General features: G+C 71.4%; 23 protein-coding genes and 1 pseudogene. 10 read left to right on the top strand and 14 right to left on the bottom strand.

From position 1 onward, the window contains the following. Positions 1 to 8 precede the first annotated feature (8 nt). Positions 9 to 773, top strand: coding sequence for an HAD family hydrolase (locus D474_RS0107990; protein WP_017613061.1), 765 nt, complete (start codon positions 9 to 11; stop codon positions 771 to 773). A 27-nt stretch (positions 774 to 800) separates the two neighbouring features. Here the strand turns inward: D474_RS0107990 and D474_RS0107985 are convergent, their stop codons facing one another. The 5 genes from D474_RS0107985 to D474_RS0107965 form a co-directional block, all read right to left on the bottom strand. Beyond that, positions 801 to 1,778 (bottom strand): Rossmann-fold NAD(P)-binding domain-containing protein, encoded by a 978-nt coding sequence (locus D474_RS0107985; RefSeq protein ID WP_017613060.1) that lies wholly within the window; start codon positions 1,776 to 1,778, stop codon positions 801 to 803. A gap of 235 nt (positions 1,779 to 2,013) precedes the next feature. Beyond that, positions 2,014 to 2,649: a histidine phosphatase family protein gene (locus tag D474_RS0107980; protein WP_017613059.1), complete on the bottom strand. Its 636-nt coding sequence runs from the start codon at positions 2,647 to 2,649 to the stop codon at positions 2,014 to 2,016. Between the two features lie 38 nt (positions 2,650 to 2,687). Next, positions 2,688 to 3,983, bottom strand: a complete 1,296-nt coding sequence (gene hemL, locus D474_RS0107975; protein WP_017613058.1) for a glutamate-1-semialdehyde 2,1-aminomutase — start codon at positions 3,981 to 3,983, stop codon at positions 2,688 to 2,690. Between the two features lie 12 nt (positions 3,984 to 3,995). Further along, the gene (locus D474_RS0107970) at positions 3,996 to 4,256 is read right to left on the bottom strand and encodes an AAA family ATPase (RefSeq protein ID WP_017613057.1); all 261 of its coding nucleotides are present in this window, start codon (positions 4,254 to 4,256) and stop codon (positions 3,996 to 3,998) included. A 53-nt stretch (positions 4,257 to 4,309) separates the two neighbouring features. Further along, positions 4,310 to 4,975: a phosphatase PAP2 family protein gene (locus tag D474_RS0107965; RefSeq protein ID WP_017613056.1), complete on the bottom strand. Its 666-nt coding sequence runs from the start codon at positions 4,973 to 4,975 to the stop codon at positions 4,310 to 4,312. 420 nt (positions 4,976 to 5,395) lie between these two features. Between D474_RS0107965 and rraA the strand changes: the two genes are divergently transcribed. After that, positions 5,396 to 5,878 (top strand): ribonuclease E activity regulator RraA, encoded by a 483-nt coding sequence (gene rraA, locus D474_RS0107960; protein WP_017613055.1) that lies wholly within the window; start codon positions 5,396 to 5,398, stop codon positions 5,876 to 5,878. 57 nt (positions 5,879 to 5,935) lie between these two features. Here rraA and D474_RS0107955 read toward each other — a convergent pair whose 3' ends face one another. After that, positions 5,936 to 6,661, bottom strand: coding sequence for a hypothetical protein (locus D474_RS0107955; protein WP_017613054.1), 726 nt, complete (start codon positions 6,659 to 6,661; stop codon positions 5,936 to 5,938). 176 nt (positions 6,662 to 6,837) lie between these two features. Between D474_RS0107955 and D474_RS0107950 the strand changes: the two genes are divergently transcribed. Both D474_RS0107950 and D474_RS0107945 read left to right on the top strand, forming a co-directional pair. After that, positions 6,838 to 8,115, top strand: a complete 1,278-nt coding sequence (locus D474_RS0107950) for a sensor histidine kinase (protein WP_040703157.1) — start codon at positions 6,838 to 6,840, stop codon at positions 8,113 to 8,115. Continuing rightward, positions 8,112 to 8,768, top strand: coding sequence for a response regulator (locus D474_RS0107945; RefSeq protein ID WP_026118271.1), 657 nt, complete (start codon positions 8,112 to 8,114; stop codon positions 8,766 to 8,768). Before D474_RS0107950 ends, D474_RS0107945 begins: the two co-directional genes overlap by 4 nt. 109 nt (positions 8,769 to 8,877) lie before the next feature. On the opposite strand, the gene D474_RS0107940 is transcribed toward D474_RS0107945, so the two are convergent. The 8 genes from D474_RS0107940 to D474_RS0107905 all read right to left on the bottom strand — a co-directional run bounded on the left by D474_RS0107940 (position 8,878) and on the right by D474_RS0107905 (position 16,525). Then, a complete protein-coding gene (locus tag D474_RS0107940) occupies positions 8,878 to 9,480 on the bottom strand; it encodes a bifunctional DNA primase/polymerase (RefSeq protein WP_026118270.1) in 603 nt (200 codons plus the stop codon). Between the two features lie 139 nt (positions 9,481 to 9,619). Beyond that, on the bottom strand, positions 9,620 to 10,618 hold the full coding sequence (gene hemB, locus D474_RS0107935) for a porphobilinogen synthase (protein WP_017613050.1): 999 nt from the start codon (positions 10,616 to 10,618) through the stop codon (positions 9,620 to 9,622). Positions 10,619 to 10,667: 49 nt separating this feature from the next. Then, positions 10,668 to 12,350: a bifunctional uroporphyrinogen-III C-methyltransferase/uroporphyrinogen-III synthase gene (locus D474_RS0107930; protein ID WP_017613049.1), complete on the bottom strand. Its 1,683-nt coding sequence runs from the start codon at positions 12,348 to 12,350 to the stop codon at positions 10,668 to 10,670. A gap of 50 nt (positions 12,351 to 12,400) precedes the next feature. Continuing rightward, a complete protein-coding gene (gene hemC, locus D474_RS0107925) occupies positions 12,401 to 13,360 on the bottom strand; it encodes a hydroxymethylbilane synthase (RefSeq protein WP_017613048.1) in 960 nt (319 codons plus the stop codon). Beyond that, the gene (locus D474_RS0107920) at positions 13,357 to 14,895 is read right to left on the bottom strand and encodes a glutamyl-tRNA reductase (protein ID WP_017613047.1); all 1,539 of its coding nucleotides are present in this window, start codon (positions 14,893 to 14,895) and stop codon (positions 13,357 to 13,359) included. Before D474_RS0107920 ends, hemC begins: the two co-directional genes overlap by 4 nt. A gap of 152 nt (positions 14,896 to 15,047) precedes the next feature. Beyond that, positions 15,048 to 15,746: a redox-sensing transcriptional repressor Rex gene (locus D474_RS0107915; RefSeq protein ID WP_017613046.1), complete on the bottom strand. Its 699-nt coding sequence runs from the start codon at positions 15,744 to 15,746 to the stop codon at positions 15,048 to 15,050. 220 nt (positions 15,747 to 15,966) lie between these two features. Further along, complete coding sequence (locus tag D474_RS0107910) at positions 15,967 to 16,233, bottom strand: glutaredoxin family protein (RefSeq protein ID WP_017613045.1); 267 nt, start codon at positions 16,231 to 16,233, stop codon at positions 15,967 to 15,969. Between the two features lie 34 nt (positions 16,234 to 16,267). After that, positions 16,268 to 16,525, bottom strand: a complete 258-nt coding sequence (locus D474_RS0107905; RefSeq protein ID WP_017613044.1) for a MoaD/ThiS family protein — start codon at positions 16,523 to 16,525, stop codon at positions 16,268 to 16,270. Between the two features lie 110 nt (positions 16,526 to 16,635). Here D474_RS0107905 and D474_RS27955 point away from each other — a divergent pair. The 6 genes and pseudogenes from D474_RS27955 to pstB all read left to right on the top strand — a co-directional run bounded on the left by D474_RS27955 (position 16,636) and on the right by pstB (position 22,878). Beyond that, a pseudogene (locus D474_RS27955) lies at positions 16,636 to 17,356 on the top strand (winged helix-turn-helix domain-containing protein). A 247-nt stretch (positions 17,357 to 17,603) separates the two neighbouring features. After that, positions 17,604 to 18,785, top strand: coding sequence for a PT domain-containing protein (locus D474_RS33840; RefSeq protein WP_026118269.1), 1,182 nt, complete (start codon positions 17,604 to 17,606; stop codon positions 18,783 to 18,785). Between the two features lie 56 nt (positions 18,786 to 18,841). Beyond that, entirely contained in the window at positions 18,842 to 19,810 is a 969-nt protein-coding gene (mshD, locus tag D474_RS0107890; protein ID WP_026118268.1) for a mycothiol synthase, read from the top strand. A 219-nt stretch (positions 19,811 to 20,029) separates the two neighbouring features. Then, a complete protein-coding gene (pstC, locus tag D474_RS0107885) occupies positions 20,030 to 20,992 on the top strand; it encodes a phosphate ABC transporter permease subunit PstC (RefSeq protein ID WP_017613042.1) in 963 nt (320 codons plus the stop codon). Then, a complete protein-coding gene (gene pstA / locus D474_RS0107880; RefSeq protein WP_017613041.1) occupies positions 20,992 to 22,062 on the top strand; it encodes a phosphate ABC transporter permease PstA in 1,071 nt (356 codons plus the stop codon). Before pstC ends, pstA begins: the two co-directional genes overlap by 1 nt. A 36-nt stretch (positions 22,063 to 22,098) precedes the next feature. After that, complete coding sequence (pstB, locus tag D474_RS0107875; RefSeq protein ID WP_017613040.1) at positions 22,099 to 22,878, top strand: phosphate ABC transporter ATP-binding protein PstB; 780 nt, start codon at positions 22,099 to 22,101, stop codon at positions 22,876 to 22,878. The last annotated feature ends 35 nt before the right edge of the window (positions 22,879 to 22,913 follow it).

Here is a 22,913-nt window from a genome sequence, read left to right as displayed (position 1 = left end):
AGTATTACGTGTCACAATCCGTCCGGCCCGGGGCCGCCTTCTTCGACGTGGACAACACCCTCATGCGGGGTGCGGCGATCTACCACTTCGCCCGCGGGTTGGCCGCGCGCGACCTGTTCACCACACGCGACCTGGTGCGTTTCGCGTGGGGGCAGACGGTCTTCCGCATCACCGGGAGTGAACACCCCGACCACATCAACGCCGCCCGCGAATCGGCCCTGGCGTTCGTCGCCGGCCACGACGTGGACGACCTCGTGGCACTGTGCGAGGAGATCTACGACCACACGATGGCCGACCGGATCTGGGAGGGCACCCACGCGCTGGTGCGCCGCCACCTCGACACCGGGCAGCCCGTGTGGCTGGTCACCGCGACACCGGTCGAACTGGCGCGCATCATCCAGCGCCGCCTCGGGCTGACGGGGGCGCTGGGCACCGAGGCGGAGCGTTCCGGGGGTGTCTACACCGGACGGCTCAACGGCGACCTGCTGCACGGGCCCGCCAAGGCCGTCGCCGTGCGTGCGCTGGCCGAGGAACAGGGCCTGGACCTGCAGGAGTGCTCGGCCTACAGCGACTCCTGCAACGATCTTCCGCTGCTGTCGCTGGTCGGGGACCCGCACGCGGTCAACCCAGACGCCGAGCTGCGCAGGCACGCCCGCGCGCGCAACTGGCCGGTGCACGACTTCCGCCGCCACCGGCGCGNCCCCGCGGCCGCCGCAGGCGCCGCGGCGGGGCTGGTGGCGTTGAAGGTGGCACGGCACCGCACGGCGCGGTAGGGCCGAACCCGGCGGCCCGGGGCCTGCTCAGTCTGAGCGGCCCAGGGTGGCACGGGCCAGCGCCAGCACGTGGATCGGACGCAGCCCGTGTCCCCGTGTGATGTGCGCACGGCCACGTCGTGCGGGACGACCGCGTCCGCGTCCGCGTACCCCCGCGTAGTGCTCCAAGGCCTGCGCTGAGCTGTACGAGGGGCTCCAGCCCAGAGCGTGTTCCAGGGACCCGGTGTCCATCGAGCGGCCGCTGACCGCCGCGTGCACCGCCCGTTTGGCGCTGAGGCTCGCGTAGTCGATACGTCCGCGCTTGGCGGCCCGGCGCAGCACGTCGAGCCCGCGCGCGGGAACCGGGAGGCGCTGACCGCCGACCCGGCGCAGGCAGTGCGAGAGCGGGACGGTGTCGGCGCCGGCCACGTCGAAGAGGCCGTCCTGCTCGGAGAACGCCATGCGCACCAGGGCCTCGGCTGCGTCGTCCTCGTGCAGGAAGCGCACGTGGGGATCGCTCCCGAGCGCCGTCGGCACCACACGCTGGTCCAGGTACCGGGTGAGGGGGGTGTCGACCGACGGGCCGATGAGGTTGGCGAAGCGCAACACGGCCACCGACATCTCGGGGCGGCGGCGCTGCAGGGCACGGGTGTGCTCGGCGACCTGGGCGGCATCGTCGGAGTCGAGGGTGACGCCCGCGCGCACGACCAGGCGCTGCACGCCCTCGGTGTGGCGCAGGGCCGACAGCATGCGCACCGTTCCCAGCACGTGGTTCTCACGGTTGGGTCCGCGTTCGGTGTCCAGGCCCAGGTGCAGGACCAGGTCGGCGCCGGAGTCGGCGACGATGCGGGCCAGGCTCTCCTCGTGCAGGTCCACGTGCGCGAACTCGAAGCCCTCCGAACCCGGGGCCGGCGGCGAGGAGTCCGCCCCGATCACCCGGCGGACGCCGGAGACCCCGCTGAGGGACCGGGCGACCCCGGCAGCCAGTGGGGTGGACACCCCGGTGACGAGTACGACACGAGCCATGGGACACGTTCCTTGACGGAGACGAAAGCGGTTCCGGGGTGCCCCGGAGGGCCTCCCGGCGGGTACGCGGACCCCTCTCCCGCGAGCTGTGGGACGGCGTCCGCGGCCCGTGAGACACAACGGTGCCCGACGCAAAAAATTCCACCCCGCCGGTCAACCACCCGTCAACCGGCGGGGTGTTCGAAGCTGCCCCGGCGCCCGCGCAGACCCGCGTGGGCGGGCGGACGCGCCCGGGTCAAGCGCCGGGCACGCCGGGGCCGTCACCGTACAGCGACGCGGCCGGTTCGGCGTAACTGACGCTGGCCAGGCGCTGCTCCACGAAGGTCAGCGACGTGACGCTCGCGAGGTTGCACTCGCGCAGGTCGGGACGGTGCCAGAGGCGCTTGCCCTCGGCGGCGCGGCGGGCCATCCAGATCGGCAGCTGATGGCTCACGCACACCGCCTCGCGGCCCCAGGCTGCGCGCCGGGCGACCTTGATGACCTCGACCATCCGCTGGACGATCTCCGTGTAGGCCTCACCCCACGAGGGCCGGAACGGGTTGTAGACCCGCGACAGCACGTAGGGGTCACGAACCGAGCGCACCGACAGGGACATGCCCTCGAACTGGTTGGCCGCCTCGACGAGCCGGTCGTCGAGGGTCACCGGGAGATCCGTGCGCTTCTGCAGCGGCTCGGCGGTCTCCTGGGTGCGGTCGAGCGGCGAGGAGTACAACGCGGCGATGTCGTGGCCCTCGAACCAGTCGGCGGCCATGTCGGCCATCTCGCGGCCGCGGTCGCTGAGGTGGAAGTCGGGCATGCGCCCGTAGAGGACCTTCTCGGGGTTGTACACCTCGCCGTGCCGGACCAGGTGCACGACAGTGGTCGTGGTCATCGGGAACGTCTTCCTGTCGTGTGCGGTGTCATCGGGTCCTAGCCCTGGGCCTCGGCAGCGGCACGCGCGGCGCGGGGCAGCGCGGAGACCACCTGCTCGATGGCGGCCTCGTCGTGCGCGGCGGAGAAGAACCACGCCTCGAACGCCGCAGCGGGCAGGTACACGCCCTGCTCGAGCATGGCGTTGAAGAACGCCGCGTAGGCCGCGGTGTCCGTGGTGCGGGCAGTGTCGAAGTCGACGACCTCGTGGTCGGTGAAGAAGACCGTGAAGAGGTTGCCGCCGCCCTGGACCCGGTGGGCAACGCCCTCGGCGGCCAAGGCCTTGGACACCTCCGACTCCACCTGGGCGGAGACTCGGTCGATGTGCTCGTAGACCTCGGGGGTCGCGCCGCGGAGCGTGGCCACGCCCGCCGCGGTCGCCAGCGGGTTCCCGGACAGGGTTCCCGCCTGGTAGACGGGGCCGCCGGGAGCGAGGCGGTCCATGACGTCGGCGCGCCCGCCGAAGGCCGCCGCGGGCAGACCGCCGCCCATGACCTTGCCGAAGGTGACGAGGTCGGGGACCACACCCTCGAGCCCGTACCATCCGGAGGCGCTCACACGGAACCCGGTGAGGACCTCGTCCAGGATCAGGAGCGCGCCGTGCTGGTGCGCGATCTCCTTGAGTCGGGCGTTGAAGCCGGACTTGGGCGGGACCACGCCCATGTTCGCGGGGCAGGCCTCGGCGATGACACAGGCGATGTCGTCCCCGTGCTCGGCGAAGGCCCGTTCAACCGCCTCGGGGTCGTTGTAGGGGAGCACGATGGTGTCGGCCGCGCTCGCGCCCGTCACACCGGGGGTGTCAGGCAGCGCAAACGTGGCCAGGCCCGAGCCGGCGGACGCGAGGAGGGCGTCCACGTGGCCGTGGTAGTTGCCCGCGAACTTGACGACCTTGCTGCGGCCGGTGAAGCCGCGCGCGAGACGGATCGAGGACATGGTCGCCTCGGTGCCGGAGTTGACCAGGCGGACCTTCTCGACGGGGGTGCGCTCGGAGATGAGTTCGGCCAGCTCGACCTCGCCGGGGGTCGGGGCGCCGTAGGAGGTGCCCGCGTCGACGGCCCCGTGGAGGGCCTCGACGACACCCGGGTTCGCGTGCCCGAGGATCAGCGGCCCCCAGGAGCAGACGAGGTCGACGTAGCGACGGCCCTCGGTGTCGACGAGGTAGGGACCCTCGCCCTTGACGAAGAACGGCGGGGTGCCGCCGACTGCACCGAAGGCACGGACGGGCGAGTTCACACCGCCGGGCACGACGGCGTTCGCCCTCTGGAAGAGCTGTTCGGAAGTCTGTTGAGTACCCACGTCACCAGTGTGTCAGGTGCGCCGGGGTGCCCGTCCGTGACCCGCCCCGGTCCCGGGCTCGCTGTTGTTCATCGACCAACGGACGGTGTCCCGCATGCACACGAGCGCCTCGAGGACGTTGGACTTGCCGGAGGCGTTCGCTCCGAAGAGCCCAGCGACGGTCGAGGCCTCCCAGTCGGCGTTCTCGGGGCGCGCATCCTCGTGAGCGGGGGTGAGGAGCAGCTGTTGTTCGTCTCTGACGGACTTGTGGTTCTCCAGTCGGAAACTCAGCACGGAATGAAACGTGCCCCGGGCGGACGCCCGGGGCACGTGCGGCAGGAGAGGAGTCAGACGCGGGTGTCGGAGCCCGGCGTCGGGGACTCCGCGCGGGCGTCGGACCGGGGCGCGTCCTCGGTGCGCAGCAGGGGCCGCAGCCGGTCGAACTCGGATAGGCGGTCGACAGTGGCGGTGAGCGGACGGGCCAGCGCGAGGGAGACCAGGGTGGCGACGGTGGCGCCGATGACGAGGCCGACGGTGACGTCGTGAGGGTAGTGGGCTCCCACGAGGACACGGGAGAAGGCCTCGATCACGGCGAGCACCGCGACGGGCAGGGCCATGCGGTGCCAGGTGATGATGATGGCGGCCGCGGCGGCACCGGCGATGGCGGCGTGGTTGCTGGGGAAGGACCAGTCGCCGATGGGGTCGCACGTGGCGATGGTGTTCAGGTCGGTCATCGCCTGGCACGGTCGCAGCTGTTCGAAGAAGGCCTTGATGGTGCGGCTGACCATGTACGCGATGATCGTGGCCGCCGGGGCGAACAGCGCGAGCCCGACGGTGCGGGAACCGAGGGAGCGCGCACGCCACCAGGCCGCCAGGAACAGCACCGCGAAGGCGACGAGCAGCAGGTCCGTGCCGAACTCCGCGACGGTCTGCACCCAGGGGTCGAGGCCGTCGGCGAACTCGATCACCGAACGGGACCAGGAAGCGCTGACGGCGAAGATCTCGGAGATCATCTTGCTCCATCGGGGTCGTGCGGGGAGGTTCGCGCCCTGCGGGGTACGGGGGCCGGGCGACACACCGTCGGGAGGTGACGGGACTCCCACGGGCGGATGAACGGGAAAGCCTTGCTGTATGACCAAACTAGCCGCTCCTGTGAGCCCCTGTGTCCGGGTGCGGTGGAAGAGACCGGGACCACCGGGGACCTCGTGCTGTACCGGTGAGTAATTTGGTGGGTGCACGAGGGTCTGTTCGGCGGGCGCCTTCCGTTGCGAGCGGCGCAGCCAGTGGTGCTGCCGCAAGGCCGAGGAAGGGGTCGGCCCGGATGTGCCGTCGACTGATCAGAACGCAGCGAGAGTGCCGCTGGGGCGCCGCGCAGCAGGTGATCGGTGTTCGCCCAACAGGCCCTACTCCTCCCACCGGAACCGGAGCAGCCCATGAGCGGGACCTTCACCACCGCAGACCTGATCGACGACCACGGCGACACCCTGCGCAGCTGTGCGACACAGTTCCGCCAGTACGGTGGCCGCGCGGTCTTCTCCGGCCCCGTCCGCACCGTGCGGTGCCACGAGGACAACGGGCTGGTGAAGAAGGTGCTCAACAGCCCTGGCGAGGGCGCGGTCCTGGTCGTGGACGGCAACGCGTCCGTGCGCACTGCCCTGATGGGCGACATGATCGCCGAGGCCGCAGTCGCCAACGGCTGGGCGGGTGTGGTCATCAACGGCGCCGTGCGCGACACCGTGGCCCTGGCCGGACTCGACCTGGGCGTGAAGGCGCTGGGCTCCAACCCCCGCAAGTCCGCGAAGGACGCCGCCGGCCGCCTGGACGAGCCGGTCGTCTTCGGCGACGTCGAGTTCGTGACGGGCGAGTGGCTCTACAGCGACCACGACGGCATCGTCGTGAACAGCACGAAGCTCTGACCACCCGGCCGGGAACCGGCGGTGACGAAGGCGCCCTGCCTCCTCCGGCCCCGTTCGTCACCCCCGGTGCGCCCGCTCGTCCGCCCGCGTCCGGAGCCCGTACCGCAGGAACGGCCAGACGAAGGCGCCCACCATCGCGGGCACGAGCAGCAGCGGCGGCAGGCTCGCCACCAGTACGTCGTCGGTGAAGAACACCATGACGATCTGGACCGCCCCAACCCCGGCCACGGCCGCGCCCGTCGGGCGTGCGTTGCGGGCGAGGATCAGCCCGATGCCGTCCTCAGGGTTCCGTAGTCGCTGCACACGCGGCAGCAGGAGCCCGAGCAGCACCAGGCCCGACCCGACCGACAGCCCGGCCACGAACGCGACCGGCAGATCCCCGCCCGCGGCGTTCAGCACGACCACCCCGTGGAGCGGTGCCAGCAGGAGCGCCGTCGAGACCATCACCGCGTCGCCGGCCGCCCGTGTCCCCCGGGACGATCCCCGCAGCGCGGCCGGCAGGTGCGGGCGCAGTACGTGGCCGACGGCGGACAGCCCGAGGAGCAGGACGCCGAGCCCGACCAGCGTCAGCGGCATCACCGCGACCAGCAGCCCCCTCGACATGGTTCCGCCGTGCGGCCCCACCCCGCTCTCGTCGTTGTCGACAGCCGCGGGCAGGTCGGGCCAGGCCGTCGTCGCGAGCGCCGCCATCGCCACCAGCGCGACCGCCGTCGCACCGAGCCCGGTCCAGGGCACTCCCGCCCCGCCCTCGACCTGTTCGTCCCTGTCTCGGGTCTCCGTCACCCCGCACCTCCGTATCCGTCCCAGCACGTACCGACGACGTTACGGACGGCGGAACCGGCGGCACATCGGCCGCGGAGCACGTGCGGGCCACGGCCTGCGCATGCCGGAGGTCACGGGCACCGGACATGACCCCCCGTGCCATGACCACCCGGGACCCGTCGACCTATCCTCGGGGCATGCGCGTCGGCCCCCTCCCCGGCCCCTCCCCCTGGGTCGCCCTCCGTCCGGACCGTCCACCGAGGATCCTGCAGGTCCTGTTCTGGGGGAACATGGCCGCGACGTTCGCCGTGTTCGCCTTCACGGCCTGGGAGGAGCACCAGCAGATCAGCAGCGCTTCCCAGGAGGTCAAGGGCGTGGTCGTGGCGGCCGCGCTCAGCGCGGTGCTGTGCTGCCTCCTGTGGCCCTTCGTGGCATGGTCCCCGTACGCGTCCGCCCGGCGCCGCGCGATCAGCGCCGCGTTCCTGTGTGTGGCGGTCCTGTGCACGATGACCAGCAACGCCACCATGTTCCTGCTGGTGTGCGTGGCCTCGGTCCAGGCGGTCGCGGTGTTCGGGGTGACGGGCGGAACCGTGCACGCGGTGCTGCTCTCCGTGTTCGGGCTGACGGCCTCCGTGTTCGTCCCGGACATGCCGTTCTGGGCCGGGTTGTACACCGCGGCCACGATGCTGTTCCTCGCCACGGTCTCGGCGGCACTCTTCCTCGCGCTCTCGGTGGCAGCACGCAGGGCCGAGCACACACGCGAGGTCCTGGCGGAGCTCGAGGAGGCGCACGGTGAACTCCGCATCCGCAACCGCCAGGTGCGCGAGATGACCCTGGCCGAGGAACGCTCGCGCATGGCCCGGGAGATGCACGACAGCACCGGACACCACCTGACCGCGCTGGCGATGACGCTCTCCAACGCACTCCGGTTCCGCACCCACCGCCCCGACGAGGCCTGGTCGGAGGTGGAGCAGGCCCGCGACCTGGCGCGTGAGGCCCTCGACGACACACGTAGGTGGGTGCGTGCCCTGCGGCCGCTCAGCCTCGAGGGGGTCTCCGGGCCCGAGGCGATGCGGGCGCTGGCCGAGTCCTTCGACGGCCCAGGGCTGCGCGTGGACTTCACCGCCGAAGGCACCTGGCCCGACCCACCGCAGGCCGCGGAACTGGTGTGTTACCGCGCGCTCCAGGAGGGCCTGGCCAACGCGGTCCGCCACTCGGGCGCGGGCCGCATCGGGGTGCACCTGCGCTCCACTCACGGCACCGTCGAGCTCACGATCGAGGACGACGGGCAGGGCGCCGCAGCAGCACGTACCGAACGCGGTTTCGGGCTGCACGGGATCGCCGAACGGGCCGCGTCGGTGGGTGGAACCATCGAAGCCGTGAACGGCGCCGAGGGCGGTTTCCGGCTCCGGGTAGAGGTCCCCGCCGCCGAACCCGCCACCGGGGCCCTCAGCGCGCAGGAGGGCGCCGTATGAGAGCTGTGACGGTGGTGGTCGTCGACGACCAGGCGCTCATGCGGCAGGGGCTGCGCAAGCTCCTGGAGATAGAGGCCGACATCGACGTGGTCGGCGATGCGGGCGACGGGGTCGAGGCGCTGGACGTGCTCGCCGGGCTCCCCGAACCGCCCGACGTGGCGCTCGTGGACGCACGCATGCCCCGGATGGACGGCATAGAGCTCATACGCCACCTACAGGGGACGCACCCCGGGGTGCGGGCGCTCATCCTCACCACCTTCGACGAGGACGGCACGGTGCTCGACGGACTGCGCGCGGGCGCACGCGGGCACCTGCTCAAGGACGTCCCGCCCGAGGAGCTCGTGCAGGCCGTGCACCGGGTCGCGGCCGGGCAGACGGTGCTGGGCGGGCCGGCCACCGCGCACCTGGTCGCGGCGCTCCACTCCCCCGATGGGGCCGCGGCCACCAACACCGTTCCGGAACCCGACGACCCGCTCTCGGACCGCGAACGCGAGGTCGCGGGGATGGTCGGTGACGGCGCCACCAACCGAGAGATCGCACGGGCCCTGTTCATCACCGAGGGCACCGCCAAGAACCATGTGACGTCCGCGCTGCGCAAGCTCGGCCTGCGCGACCGCACACAGCTTGCGCTGTGGGTCCGCGAACGGCGCTGAGCCCATGGGAAGCCGGTTCAGAGCGCGTGGACCGACTCCAGGACCGCCTCGCCCAGGTCCTCATCAGCCTCGCCGGGTTCGGCGGCCCGGATGGAGGTCCTGGGTCACCTCAGTGCGGGAACTCCTCGCTGGCATCGGCCAGGATGTCCAGCAGGGCGATCGGGTCGGGGAGGACGACCGACCCGTCGCTCTCACGCGGGGTACGGATCCAGGTCACCCGGCCGCCGGTGGCCAGGGCCGAGGGGGCGCCGAGCACGAAGCTGTCGCGGCAGTGCCAGCGCAGCCCCGGCATCTCCTCGACCGACTCGGGGACGCAGTCGAGGTGGCAGGACCACCACTCCTCCTCGTCGACGGGTGAGCGGGTGGCGACGAAGAACAGGTACCGGCCCTCGAGGGCGGCGACGGGGCCGGCAGGCAGACCGGAGCGCCCCATCCGGGCAAGAGCCATGACCCCGGCCTCGCGGGGCACGTCGAGGACGTCGAAGACGCGGCCGGTGGGCAGGACCACGTTGGCGGCGGGATCGGCTGCCCACCACCGGCGCAGTGTGTCTGCGTCGGTACTGGCCTCCACCCCCCAGGCGGCGCTGACCGGATGGGCGGCCGGGTCGGGGCATCCCATCCGGTCGCAGGTACACGCGCGGTCGTGTCCGGGCGCGGCACCGCGGACCACGGGCCAGCCCAGGTCCGCGTAGCCCAGCGCGGACGTCAGCATGCTGTCCATCGTGTGCCTGCGTTTACGTCGGTACAACACATCCGCCATGGGGCCTCCCGCGGTCGCCTTCGATCCGGTCGCGGCCTTCCGGAGGGGCCCGGCCCCGGCGGCCGCGACCGGGGCGTTCGGGCCTGTCGCGTCAGCGCAGGAGCCGGGCCGCCTCGGTCGCCCAGTAGGTGAGGATCTGTTCGGCCCCCGCCCGCCGGTAGGAGGTGAGTACCTCCACGATGGCCCGGTCGCGCTCCAGCCATCCGCGCTCGGCAGCTGCCTCGATCATGGCGTACTCCCCGCTGACCTGATAGGCCGACACGGGCACCGGCGAGGTCTCGGCGACCTTGGCGATCACGTCCAGGTAGGCCAGGCCGGGTTTGACCATGACCATGTCCGCACCCTCGGCCACGTCGAGGGCGACCTCCCGCAAGGATTCGCGCACGTTGGCGGGGTCCTGCTGGTAGCCGGAACGGTCGCCGAACTGCGGTGCGCCCTCGGCCGCCTCGCGGAACGGGCCGTAGAAGACCGAGGAGTACTTGGCGGCGTAGGCCAGGACCGGGACCTGCGTGTGGCCGGCGTTGTCGAGCCCGGCACGGATCGCCGCTACCTGGCCGTCCATCATGCCGCTCGGGGCGACCACGGCCGCGCCCGCCTCCGCCTGCGCGGCGGCGATGGCGGCGTAACGCTCCAGAGTGAGGTCGTTGTCCACGTGCCCGTCGATCTGCAGCGGTCCGCAGTGCCCGTGGTCGGTGTATTCGCACAGGCACAGGTCGGCCATGACCACGATGTCGTCGCCGACCTCCGAGGACAGGTCGCGCAGGGCCTCCTGTACGACACCGTTCGGGTCGTCGGCCTGGGTGCCGGTGTCGTCCTTGCGCTCGGGGATGCCGAACAGCATGAGCCCGCCGACCCCGGCCTCCGCCGCCTCGGCGGCGGCCTTGCGCAGGGAGTCCCGGGTGTGCTGGACCTGCCCGGGCATCGAGGAGATCGCGACCGGCTCGGTCAGTCCCTCCTTGACGAACATCGGCAGGATCAGGTTCTCCGGGCGCACCGCCGTCTCGGAGACCAGGCGGCGCATGGCACTGCCACGGCGCAGACGGCGGGGCCGCGCGGCGGGGAAAGCGGCGTCGGAGCTGGATGCGCTCATGTGGATCTCCCGGTCGGTGGTGTCGGCTCGGCGGTCGTCGCTCTCGGGTTCAGAGCTTGCGGCGGCGGCCGCGGCGCTTCTGGCTGGGCTTGAGCACGGGCTTTCCGGACTCGATCGCCTCGCGGCGCCTCTCGTCGCCGTACTCGGCGAGCGTCTCGGCCAGCGCCGTGACGGACGGTTTCGGTGCGACGACGTCGACGCGGAGTCCGTACTCCAGGGCGGTCTTCTCGGTCTCGGGGCCGATCACCGCGATCGCCGTCGTGTTGTGCGGCTTGCCGGCGATCCCGACGAGGTTGCGCACGGTCGAGGAGGACGTGAACAGCACTGCGTCGAAACCACCCCCCTTGATCGCCTCTCGGACAGGCTGCGGCGGGGGCGCGGCCCGGACGGTGCGGTAGGCCGTGACGTCGTCGACCTCCCACCCCTTGTTGTCGAGGCCGCTGGACAGCGCCTCGGTGGCGATGTCGGCGCGCGGCAGCAGCACCCGCTCCATGGGGTCGATCTCGGCGTCGTAGGGCGGCCACACCTCAGCGAGCCCGGCGCCGGACTGCAGGCCCTCGGGCGGGGCGAGATCGGGTTCGATGCCGAACTCGCGGACGGCGGCGGCCGTGGCGTCACCGACGACGGCGACCTTGACCCCGGCGAACGCACGCGCGTCGAGGCCGTAGGACTCCAGGCGCTCGCGGATCGCCTTGACGGCGTTGGTCGAGGTGAAGGCGACCCACTGGTAGCGCCCGGTGACCAGGCCGCGCACGGCGCGCTCCATCTGCTGCGGGGTGCGCGGGGGCTCCACGGAGATCGTGGGCACCTCCTCGGGCACGGCGCCGTGTTCGCGCAGCTGCTCCGAGAGGGAGGCGGCCTGCTCCTTGGTGCGGGGCACCAGCACGCGCCAACCGAACAGCGGCAGGGTCTCGAACCAGCTCAGTTCGTTCTGGCGGGAGGCCGGGCGGCCCACGACCATGAGCGCGGGCTCGGTGAGGTGGTGGTTCTTGGCATCCTTCTGCTTGAGCTCGGCCACGAGCCTCGACAGCGTGGACGTGACGGTGGTCTGGCGGGTCGTGCCGCCGGCGCGGACCACCGACACCGGGGTGTTGCCGGGGCGGCCGCCGGCGACGAGGGACTTGCAGACCACGTCGAAGCCGGGGCCCTGGTGGTGCGCCGGCTGCCCGGCGGGGGCGTCGGCGCCCAGGACCACCAGGGTCGTCTCACCGGCGGCGGCGTCGGCCCAGTCGACGCTCCCCTCGGCACGGGCGTTGATGACGCGCACCTCGGTCTCTTCACCGTTCAGCAGCGGGACACCGGCGAAGGCGGGGCCGGCGGTGATCGAGGAGAGCCCGGGGGCGACCTCCACCTCGATACCGGCCTCGCGGCAGGCCGCCACGAGCTCGGCGCCCCGGCAGACGACCATGGGGTCGCCCGAGTACAGGCGCACGACCCGCTTGCCCTCGCGGGCGTGGGAGAGAGCGACGCCGTTGAGGTCGTCCCCGCAGGTGCCGGCCTCGATCACGGACACCTCGGACGAGCAATGCTGCAGCAGTTCGGCACGCAACCCCGCGAGCTCGTCGGCCGCGGGCTCGCGCAGGGTGATGACCACGTCGGCCCGGCGCAGCAGTTCGGCGGCGCGCAGCGTCAGCAGATCGGCGCTGCCGGGGCCCGCCCCGACGAGGGCGACCTGCCCGGGCCGAACGGTGGCGCGCTGCTCCTCCGGCTGGGGGTTGGCGTTGGCGTTCACGTACTGGCTCCTCTGTGTGGNGGCGGGGCGGGGCAGCCGCTGACTCCTGCTCAGGCTTCTTCGTCCCTCTCGGCGAAGGCCTCGGCCACGATACGGTCGGCGCCCTCGGCGATCATCCGGCGGGCCAGGTCGCGCCCCAGGGCGACGGCGGCGCCGGTGTCGTCCGGCGACCGGATCTCGGCGGTCCCCTGGCGGCGCACGGCCTCGCCACCATCGGTGGCCACGACCGCGGCGCGCAGGCGCAGCGTTCCGTCGTTGTACTCGGCGTAGGCACCGACGGGCGCGGCGCACCCGGCCTCGAGCTCGGCGAGGACTGTGCGCTCGGCAGCGGTCGCGAGGCGGGTGGCGGGGTGGTCGACCGCGGCCAGGTACTCGAGGTCGTCGGCGAGGCGTTCGGTGCGGCACTCCACGGCCAGGGCCCCCTGTCCCGGTGCGGGGAGCATGATGTCGGGGCCGAACACGTCGGTGACGGCGTCCTGGCGCCCGACCCGGCCCAGGCCGGCGTAGGCGAGCACGACGGCGTCGAGTTCGCCGGAGCCGACCTTGCCCAGGCGGGTCTCGGCATTGCCGCGGATCGGTACGAAGTGCAGGTCGGGGCGGGCCAGGCGGAGCTGGGCCACACGCCGGGGCGAGCCCGTGCCGACCGTCGAGCCCGCCGGCAGGTCGGCGAACTTGAGTCCGTCGCGGGCGCACAGGGCGTCGCGCGGGTCGTCGCGTTCGGGGATGGCGGCCAGCACGAGTCCCTCGACCGGGGTGGTGGGCAGGTCCTTGAGGGAGTGCACGGCGAAGTCGATCCCCCCGCCCTCGAGCTCGTCACGCAGCGCGTTGACGAACACGCCGGTACCGCCGAGCTGGGTCAGGTGCGCCTTGGTGACGTCGCCGAAGCTCGTGATGAGCTCCAGGTCGATCTCCCGGCCGGTGCGCTCGGTGATCCGGTCGGCCACCGTCCGGGACTGGCTCGTGGCCATGGTGCTGCGCCGGGTGCCGAGCTTGGCGGGTGTGCCGGTCATGCCTTCTCCTGTGCGGCCGACACCGGCGAACCGGTCGGGCCGGCGTTTCCGCGGGTCGGGGACGTGGTCGGGTCGTCGAGGTCGAACAGGCGTCGCAGGGCGTTCTCGTAGGCCTCGCCGTCGGGGTCGGCCGCGAGCTCCTTGACGCGGACGGTGGGACGGTGCAGGAGCTTGTCTGCCACGCGGCGCATCGCGCGGCTGATCTCCTCACGGGATCGGTCGTCGAGGTCGTCGGGCAGACGGCCCAGCAGGCGGGCGAGCTCGCTCTGCACGACGTCCTGCCCCTGGGAGCGAAGCGCCACGACCGTGGGCGCGACCTCGTTGGCGCGGCGCACGGATCGGAACTCCGTGACCTCCTCGTCGACGATGCCGCGGGCCAAGGTGAGGGCGTCGGACCGGGCGTGGTCGCCGGACCCGTGCGTGGACGCCTGGCGCAGGTCCTCGATGTCGACGACGCTGACGCGGTCGAGCCCGCGGGCGTCGGGGTCGATGTCGCGCGGCAGGGCCAGGTCGAGCAGGACCAGCGGCCGGGCGCGGGCACCGGTGGCGGCGATCTGTTCGGCGGTCAGCACGAGGCCCTGGGCGCCGGTGCATGAGATGACGAGGTCGACGTCGGGGAGCACATCGGCGGCGTCGGCGAAGGCCACCGCCTCGGAGTGCACGTTCTCGTAGGCCTCCGTGAGGCACTCGGCCAGGCGTGCGGCCCGCTCGAAGGTGCGGTTGGCGACGGTGACGCTCGCAGCGCCCTGGCGGGCCACGGTGTTGGCCGACAGGGCGCTCATGGAACCGGCACCGAGCACCAGCACGCGGATGCCGGTGAGGGGGCCGGGGGTGGCCAAGGAGTTGCCGACGGCGCTGAGGGGGCCGGAGGCGGCCTCGGGCGGCGCGGTGTCGGCGGCCTCGGAGGCCTCGGCACCAGTGGCTCCGGACATCGGGCAGCCCGCGGGCGGTGTGGCGCGGCTGTCGGGCGATCCGCCGGGGATGCTCGCGCCGGGGGCGGTGGCCAGGTCGCGGAGGGCGACGGCGAGGCCGAAGCTCACCATGTCGGCGCCGGCGTGGTCGAGGTGGGTCTCGGTGTGGGCGCGCTTGCCGACCCGCAGGGCACGCTGGCCGAGGTCGTTGAGGACACGGCCGACGGAGCCGTTCTCCTGGCCCTCCTTGAGGGAGTCGCGCACCTGGCCGAGGATCTGCCCCTCACCGACGACCATCGAGTCGAGGCCGCAGGAGACGGAGAAGAGGTGCTCGACGGCGCTGTCCTCGTAGTGCACGTAGAGGTGGTCGGAGAGCTCGCTGAGCGGGACCCCGGTGTGCCAGGACAGGAGTTCGGTGACGGCGGCGACCCCGCCGTGGTAGGTCTCGACGTCGGCGTAGATCTCGGTGCGGTTGCAGGTCGACACGACCATGGCCTCGCTGACGGGCTCCGAGCCGAGCATCTCCGCGACGGCCTTGGCCCGCGTCTCCCCGTTCAGCGCGACACGTTCGAGCAGGGCCACCGGCGAACTCCGGTGGCTCAACCCCACGGCCAGGACACTCATCCGCGTACTCCCATGTCTGCACTATGTCTCACAGTGCTTCCCCATCCTCGAGCACGTCCACGAGCGGGCGCGCGCAGCCCCCTCGTACCGTACGTGCCTCATTGCATCCGGGGCCGTCCTCCCGTGGCCGCCCCGTACACGCCGCCCGACTCTCAGGTCAGTTCCAGTCCTGTCCGGTCCGCGGGTGCGCGGCCGTCCCCGTCGGCCCGCCTCTGGGCGTGGAAGGCCAGGATCTGGAGTTCGATGGACAAGTCGACCTTACGCACATCCACACCGTCCGGCACATCGAGAACGACCGGCGCGAAGTTGAGGATGCTGGCCACCCCCACCTCGACGAACCGGTTGGCGACATGCTGTGCGGACCCGGCCGGTGTGGCGATGACCCCGATGGACACACCGTTGTCGCGTACGGCCTCTTCCAGACTGTCGATATGCCCGACCCGCAGGCCCGCGACGCTCTGCCCGACCACCCCGGAGTCGGCGTCCAGGAGAGAGGCGATGCGGAACCCGCGGGTACCGAAGCCCCCGTAATTGGCCAGCGCACGACCGAGGTTCCCGATTCCCACGATGGCCACGGACCAGTCCTGGGTGAGACCAAGTTCACGGGAGATCTGGTAGACGAGGTACTCCACCTCGTAGCCGACCCCGCGTGTTCCGTATGACCCCAGGTGCGAAAGGTCCTTGCGGAGTTTTGCGGAGTTGACCCCGGCCGCGGAGGCGAGCGCCTCGGAGGAGACCGTGAGCGTGCCGCGGTCCTCCAGCGCCTGGAGAGCGCGCAGGTAGACCGGGAGCCGGGCGACAGTGGCCTCGGGGATACCCCTCTCCCGGGGCCGAGGGGGGCGGCTGATCACGGTCTGGCACTCCTGCGGCGGTCGGTGCGGGCGGGGGTGCGGGCCTGCGACTCCGTTGGAGGCCGCCGTGGTGGCCCCCGACAGGTCTGTGCGTACCAGGTTACGTGCTTGTGAAACCACGCACAAAGTGGGAGGCCGTGTGATTCACGCTCCACCCGCTCCCACGGATCGCCCATCGTTCGGGCTCCCGAAAGCACACGCTCACAGAGATTCACATTCGTCACGATTCGAGGGCGGAACGGAGCCTTCCTTCGTCCACCCGCCAGAAATCGTGCCGCTCACCGTCGACGAAGGTGACCGGAATCTTGTCCCAGTAGTCCTCACGGTCGGACCCGGTGACGTCGTGGAGCGACACCTCCGCGCGCGTGGCCCCGAGTTCGTCGGTGACCCGCTCGACGACACCCCATGCGTCGGCACACAGATGACAGCCCGGCTTGCCGAGCACCACAACTCGCGCGGCGCGGGTCCAGTCCCCCGTTTCGGCCATGTTTCCTCCTCGTTCCAGGGCTTTTGCGGCGCCACTAGCCGCCGGCGAAGGGCGGTAGGACCTCGATCACACTGCCCTCCGTGATCGCGACGTCACGATGGGGTCGGGATCCGACCGGCTTCTCGTCCACGAGAATCGACGAGACCCCGAGTACCCGCTGAAAGTGACCGTCCGCCCGGGCGTGACACACCGTGTCCACGACCTCCTGCAGAGTGTCCGCTTCAACCGTTTCCTCACCCGTTCCGGCGGCATCCTTGGCCGCGGCCCAGTACCTGACAGTGCACTTCGCCATGTGTTGATTATCCTTGGTGTTGCTCGGAGGCGACATATTAAGGAATTCTTCACCGAGGGCAACGGCGCCTTCGTTCGTCCGCTCAGCGCGGGCTTGACGAGATGAGACGCATGAGCCATCTGCTGCTACTGACGAACTCGAACGAACCGTCCGACCACGTCCTGCCCGCCCTCGGACTCCTCCTGCACTCGGTGCGGGTGGCCCCCGCCGAGGCCGGCGCTCTGCTTGCCTCGAGAACCGGAGGGTCGTCCGGATCCCCCGTCGACGCCATTCTCGTCGACGCGCGCACCGACCTGGCCGCCGCCCGCAACTTCTGCCGGCTGCTGGACACGACCGGGCTCGACTGTCCACTCCTGGTGGTGCNCCCCCGCCGGTCCCGCCGAGGTCGAGGCCCGGCTCCGGCTCGCCGTCGGAGGCGCCGAATCCACGACCGACGACCCCGACGAGATCCGCCGGGGCGACCTCGTCATCGACGAGGCCACCTACATCGCCCGTCTGCGGGGGCGCATCCTCGACCTCACCTTCAAGGAGTTCGAGCTGCTCAAGTTCTTGGCCCAGCACCCGGGCCGGGTCTTCACCCGCGCACAACTGCTCCAGGAGGTGTGGGGTTACGACTACTTCGGGGGCACCCGCACGATCGACGTCCACGTCCGCCGCCTGCGCGCCAAGCTCGGCTCGGAGCACGAGTCGCTGATCGGGACCGTCCGCAACGTCGGTTACCGGTTCGTGCCCGAGACCTCCGCCAAGTCGCAGGCCCAGGAGTCCGCACCGCGTGAGAGCGCTCCGGATCCGCTCCCGGCGGCCCGTCCCGCCGAGGCCGGCCACGGCTGACCGGCGGTGCACCGCGCTCGGAGGGGCGCCTCTCCCATCGGGAGCGGCGCCCCTTCACGTTTTCCGGGCATCCGCGCTGCGCTGGAAGGACACCGATCGCCGTCGCGCACCCCCTCGTGTTCGCCGCCGCCAGGTCCTAAGATCTGGGATGCACCCGAGAGCCGGGGAGACTTCAGGCGCGGCGGGACCCTCGAGGTCGGGTGCGACCGACCTGTTCCCGGCGCGCCAACGGAGATAGAGGACCCACATGCGCACCGCTTCGACGACGCCCCCGTCCCCCGTCGCCGGCCGTCGCTCCGGCCGCACTCGCGCGTTCGGGGCCGCATTCGTCGGCTCCACCCTGGTCGCGATGGCTGCCGCCCCCGCTGCCTACGCCGACCCGGCGCCGGCCGTGACACTGGCCGAGCCGCACTCCGTGTCCCAACCGGGTGAGGGCGTGGGCCCCAACCCCCTCACCGTGACCAACGGCGCGAGCGCACCTCTGTGCTTGCTGGGGCTGTCCGCCTCCTCCGACGCGTTCGCGGTCGAGGGCCCGAACGTCACCGAGGTGGCACCCGGGGAGACCGTGCAGGCCGGCTCGCTCCGCGGTTCCCCGGGAGAAGCCGCCGAGGTCTCCGCGACGCTCGCGCACGCGCTCGCCGACGAGGAGGGCAACTGCCCCGGTGAGGCGACCGGGTGGAGCGAGGTGGCCTGGTCGGTCGATGTGATCCAGCCGCCGGAGGAGACCGAGCCCACCGAGGAACCCACCGAGGACCCCACGGACGAACCCACGGAGGAACCCTCCGACGAGCCCACCGAGGAACCCACGGAGGACCCCACCGACGAGCCCACCGAAGACCCCACCGACGAGCCCACCGAGGAACCCACGGAAGACCCCACCGACGAGCCCACCGAAGACCCCACCGACGAGCCCACCGAAGAGCCCACCGAAGAGCCCACCGAAGAGCCCACGGAAGAACCCACCGAGGAGCCGTCAGAGTCCGACCGGCCCACGGACGAGCCCTCCACCGAACCGACGGACGAGGACAGCGGGTCCCCGTCCGAGGACCCGCACCCCTCCCCCGACGACGGTTCCCAGGGCGGTGCCCCGGGAGCCGTGCCCCCGCGCGACGGCTCCGTCGACAGCCCGCCCACCAGCGGCGCCGACATCCCCACCCTCCCGCGGGACGAGGCCGAGCTGCCCGACGTCTCCCCGGAGGACGAGGACCTGGCCGACCTCCCGCTGGTGAGCCCCGGTGAGGACGAGGACGACGAGATGGAGGGCACCGAGGTCGCCGCCGACCACGACCAGATGGGAGCCGGCGTGGCCCCGGCCGCGCTTCTGGCCGCCCTCCTCGTGGCGCTGCTGCTCGCGACCCCGATCATGCCGTCCCGCCGTGTCCGCGGCGCTCTCGAGGGCGGTTACCAGGGCAAGCGCCGAAAGGGCTGACGGCAGGCCCGGCCTCACACGCTCTTGACGGTCGGGGCGTCGTAGGCTTTCGGGCCATGAGCACCGTGAACGTCACCGACGACCTGACCCCGGACCTCACCGACCGTGTCATCGACCTCGCCGAACAGGCCCAGGAGGCCGACGGCGTCGCCGCGCTCTCGGAGCAGCCACTGCTGCGGGTACGCCACGGGGCGCCCGGGGGCAGCGCGCGCTTCCATGTGCTGACCGACGGGGACGAGGTCGTGGGCGCGGGTGTGGTCGAGCGTGCCTCCGGCGAGCCCGACTCCGCGGAGTTCCTCGTCGCCCCCGAACACCGCCGCCGCGGGCACGGGGCGGCGCTCCTGAGTTCGGTCCGCCAGGACGCCGGACCGGACGGGATCCGTGTGTGGGCGCACGGCCGCCTGCCGGGCGCTGCCGCCCTGGCCCGTTCCGCGGGGTGGCACACCGTCCGCGAGCTCCTCAAGCTGCGCATGCCCCTGCGCGACCTGACCGCCGACGAGCGCGGGGGGCCCTGGGCCGCACCCGAGTTGCCCGAGGTGTCGGTGCGCCCCGATGTCGCCGACCGTGTGACCGTGCGCCCGTTCGAGATCGGCCGCGACGAGCCGGCATGGCTGCGCACCAACGCCCGCGCCTTCGCCGACCACCCGGAACAGGGCCGTCTGTCCATGGACGACCTGCGCCAGCGCCAGGAGGAGGACTGGTTCGACCCGGCCGGCTTCTTCCTGGCCGTGACCGAGCAGGGCTCCGTCGCCGCTTTCCACTGGACCAAGACCCACGCCGACGGCGCCGGCCTCACCGACGGCGAGACGGTCGGCGAAGTGTACGTCGTGGGTGTGGACCCGGACTGGCAGGGCACGGGGCTCGGCCGCACGCTCACTCTCGCCGGTCTGCACCACCTGCGCGACGCCGGTCTGCCGTGGGTGCACCTGTACGTCGACGGGGAGAACACCGCGGCGGTCCGGCTGTACGAGAGTCTCGGCTTCTCCGTCTGGGAGGCCGACGTCATGTACGCCCCGGACGCATGACCACGATCACCCCCGCCCGGCTTCCGAACCGGGTGGGGGTGATCACATTCACCGACCACATCCCCTGCGGCCACGGCGTTGCGACACCCCGTTCATCTGCCGTTCATCTCTTCTGGGAGAACTGGTCACCTCCGGCGCCTACCTTCACATTCGGCGCGGCACGCCCTTTTCGCGCGCCCGGGTGATCAGCCCAGCAACCCATCCCAACGGAGCCAATCCATGACGACCACGGACGCGCCTCAGGCGGCACCCCCGCCCTCGGGCAAGCGCCGGATCGGCGACGTAGTCTTCGCCGGGCTCGCCCGCAGCTCGGGCATCCTCATCCTGCTGATCCTGGCCGGTGTCGCCGCCTTCCTGATCGTCCAGGCATGGCCCTCACTGTCGGCCAACACGACGAACTTCCTGACGACCATGGAATGGGACGCCAACGTCCGGGAGAATCCGGCCTTCGGTGTCGCGGCCCTGGCGTTCGGCACCGTCCTGGCCGCCACGATCGCGCTCGTGCTGGCCACCCCGGTGGCGATCGGCATCGCGCTGTTCATCGTCTACTACGCGCCCCGCAAGCTGGCGGCCCTGCTGGGCTACCTGGTCGACCTGCTCGCGGCGATCCCCAGCGTCGTCTACGGCCTCTGGGGCATCGGTTTCCTGGCTCCGCAACTGGTCTCGGTCTTCGAAGGCCTGAGCCGCTACCTGGGTTGGATCCCGCTCTTCGCCGGGCCACCCTCCCCCTCCGGCCGGACCATCCTCACCGCGGGTGTGGTCCTTGCCGTCATGATCCTCCCGATCATCACCGCAATGTCCCGGGACGTCTTCCACCAGGTGCCGCAGGGACACCGGGAGGCCGCGCTGGCCATGGGCGCCACCCGCTGGGAGATGATCCGCCTGGCCGTGCTGCCCTTCGGCAAGTCCGGCATCGTCGGCGGAGCCATGCTGGGCATGGGCCGCGCGCTCGGCGAGACGATGGCCGTGGCGATGATCCTCTCGCCGTCGCTGATGGTCTCCTGGAACCTGCTGCAGAGCGGTAACCAGACCATCGCCGGACACATCGCACTGCAGTACCCCGAGGCCACCGGATACGGCGTCTCGGCCCTCATCGCCGCGGGCCTGGTGCTCTTCGCGATCACCCTGGTCGTCAACATGGCGGCCCGCTACGTCGTCGCGCGTGGAATCAAGGAGGCCTGATGAGCACGACGACCACGCAGCCTCCCCAGCCGGAGACCCGCGCCGACCTGAGCCGCGGTTCACTGCCCCGCTACTTCTCGCCCGCGCTCCTGGCCGCCTCGGCCTCGGTCGTCGCCGGCGTACTGCTGGCCTTCTCCTCGTTCGGTGTCGTGCTGTGGGCACTGCTCACCGCCGTCGCCTATCTGGTCATCACCGTGACCGCCTCGGTGCGTATCGAGGGCAGGCGCAAGGCCACGGACCGCTTCGTCACCGCGATCGTCTACGGGTGTTTCCTGCTGGCGATGGCACCGCTGGTGTCCGTCCTGTGGACAGTGACGCTGAACGGGATGGAGCGCTTCAGCGGCTACTTCCTCTCCGTGTCGATGAACGGCGTCCTGCCCAGCATGGACGCGGGCGGCGTCTACCACGCCATCGTGGGGACGTTGGCCATCACCGGCATGGCCACCCTGATCTCGGTTCCCATCGGTGTGCTCACCGCGGTCTTCCTCGTGGAGTACGCCGAAGGGCGCCTCAAGAGGGCCATCACCTTCTTCGTCGACGTCATGACGGGCATCCCGTCGATCGTCGCCGGCCTGTTCGTGGTCGCCCTGTGGATGATGCTGTTCGGTCCCGGGCACCTCAACGGCGCCTCCGCCGCGATCGCCCTCGCTGTGCTGATGATCCCCGTCGTGGTGCGCTCCAGCGAGGAGATGCTGCGGCTGGTCCCGCGTGAGCTGCGGGAGGCCTCCTACGCCCTCGGTGTGCCCAAGTGGCGCACCATCACCAAGGTGGTGCTGCCGACCTCCGCGGCCGGCCTGACCACCGGAATCATGCTCGCCATCGCGCGTGTTATCGGAGAGACGGCGCCGCTGGTGCTCACCGCGGGGTCGTCGGCCGTGTCCATCAACTGGAACCTGTTCGACGGGCAGATGATGAGCCTCCCGGTGTTCATCTACGCCCAGGTCCGCATGGGCGGGGCCGTGAACTACGAAAGGGCCTGGGCCGCGGCGCTGACGCTGATCCTGGTGGTCATGCTGCTGTTCTTCCTGGCCCGCATGATCGGCCGCCTCTTCGCTCCGAAGACCCGCTGACCACCGACCCACGCTCTGACTCACGAGGAACATCCAGTGGCGAAACGAATCGACGTCTCCGGACTCCACGTCTACTACGGCGACTTCATGGCCGTCGAGGACGTCTCCATGACCATCGAGCCGCGGTCGGTGACAGCCTTCATCGGGTCCTCCGGCTGCGGCAAGTCCACCTTCCTCCGTGCACTGAACCGCATGCACGAGGTCACCCCGGGCGCCAGCGCCGACGGCAAGGTGCTCCTGGACGACCTGGACATCTACGGCCCCGACGTCGACCCGGTCATGGTCCGCGGCGAGATCGGGATGGTCTTCCAGAAGGCCAACCCCTTCCCCACCATGTCGATCTACGACAACGTCATCGCGGGGGCCAAGCTCAACAACTCCCGGATGGCCAAGTCCGAGGCCGACGACCTGGTCGAGGAGTCCCTCCGCGGCGCGAACCTGTGGGAGGAGGTCAAGGACCGCCTCCACAAACCCGGTTCCGGCCTCTCCGGCGGGCAGCAGCAGCGTCTGTGCATCGCCCGCGCCACTGCGGTCAAGCCGTCGGTGCTGCTCATGGACGAGCCCTGCTCGGCGCTGGACCCGATCTCCACGCTCGCGATCGAGGACCTCATCCACAAGATGAAGGAGGACTACACGATCGTGATCGTCACGCACAACATGCAGCAGGCCGCTCGTGTGTCCGACCGGACCGCGTTCTTCAACCTCTCCGCCCCCGGCAAGCCCGGCAAGCTCATCGAGATGGGCGAGACCAACCAGATGTTCACCCGTCCCGAGAAGCAGGAGACGGAGAACTACATCACGGGCCGCTTCGGCTAGGGCCTGTTCGGTGGACGCCTTCCGTTGCTCCGGTC

The sequence above is a fragment of the Nocardiopsis salina YIM 90010 genome, from assembly GCF_000341025.1.
Lineage (GTDB): Bacteria > Actinomycetota > Actinomycetes > Streptosporangiales > Streptosporangiaceae > Nocardiopsis > Nocardiopsis salina.
Note: the sequence above shows the minus strand (reverse complement) of the source record. Positions and strands in the feature narration are given on the sequence as shown.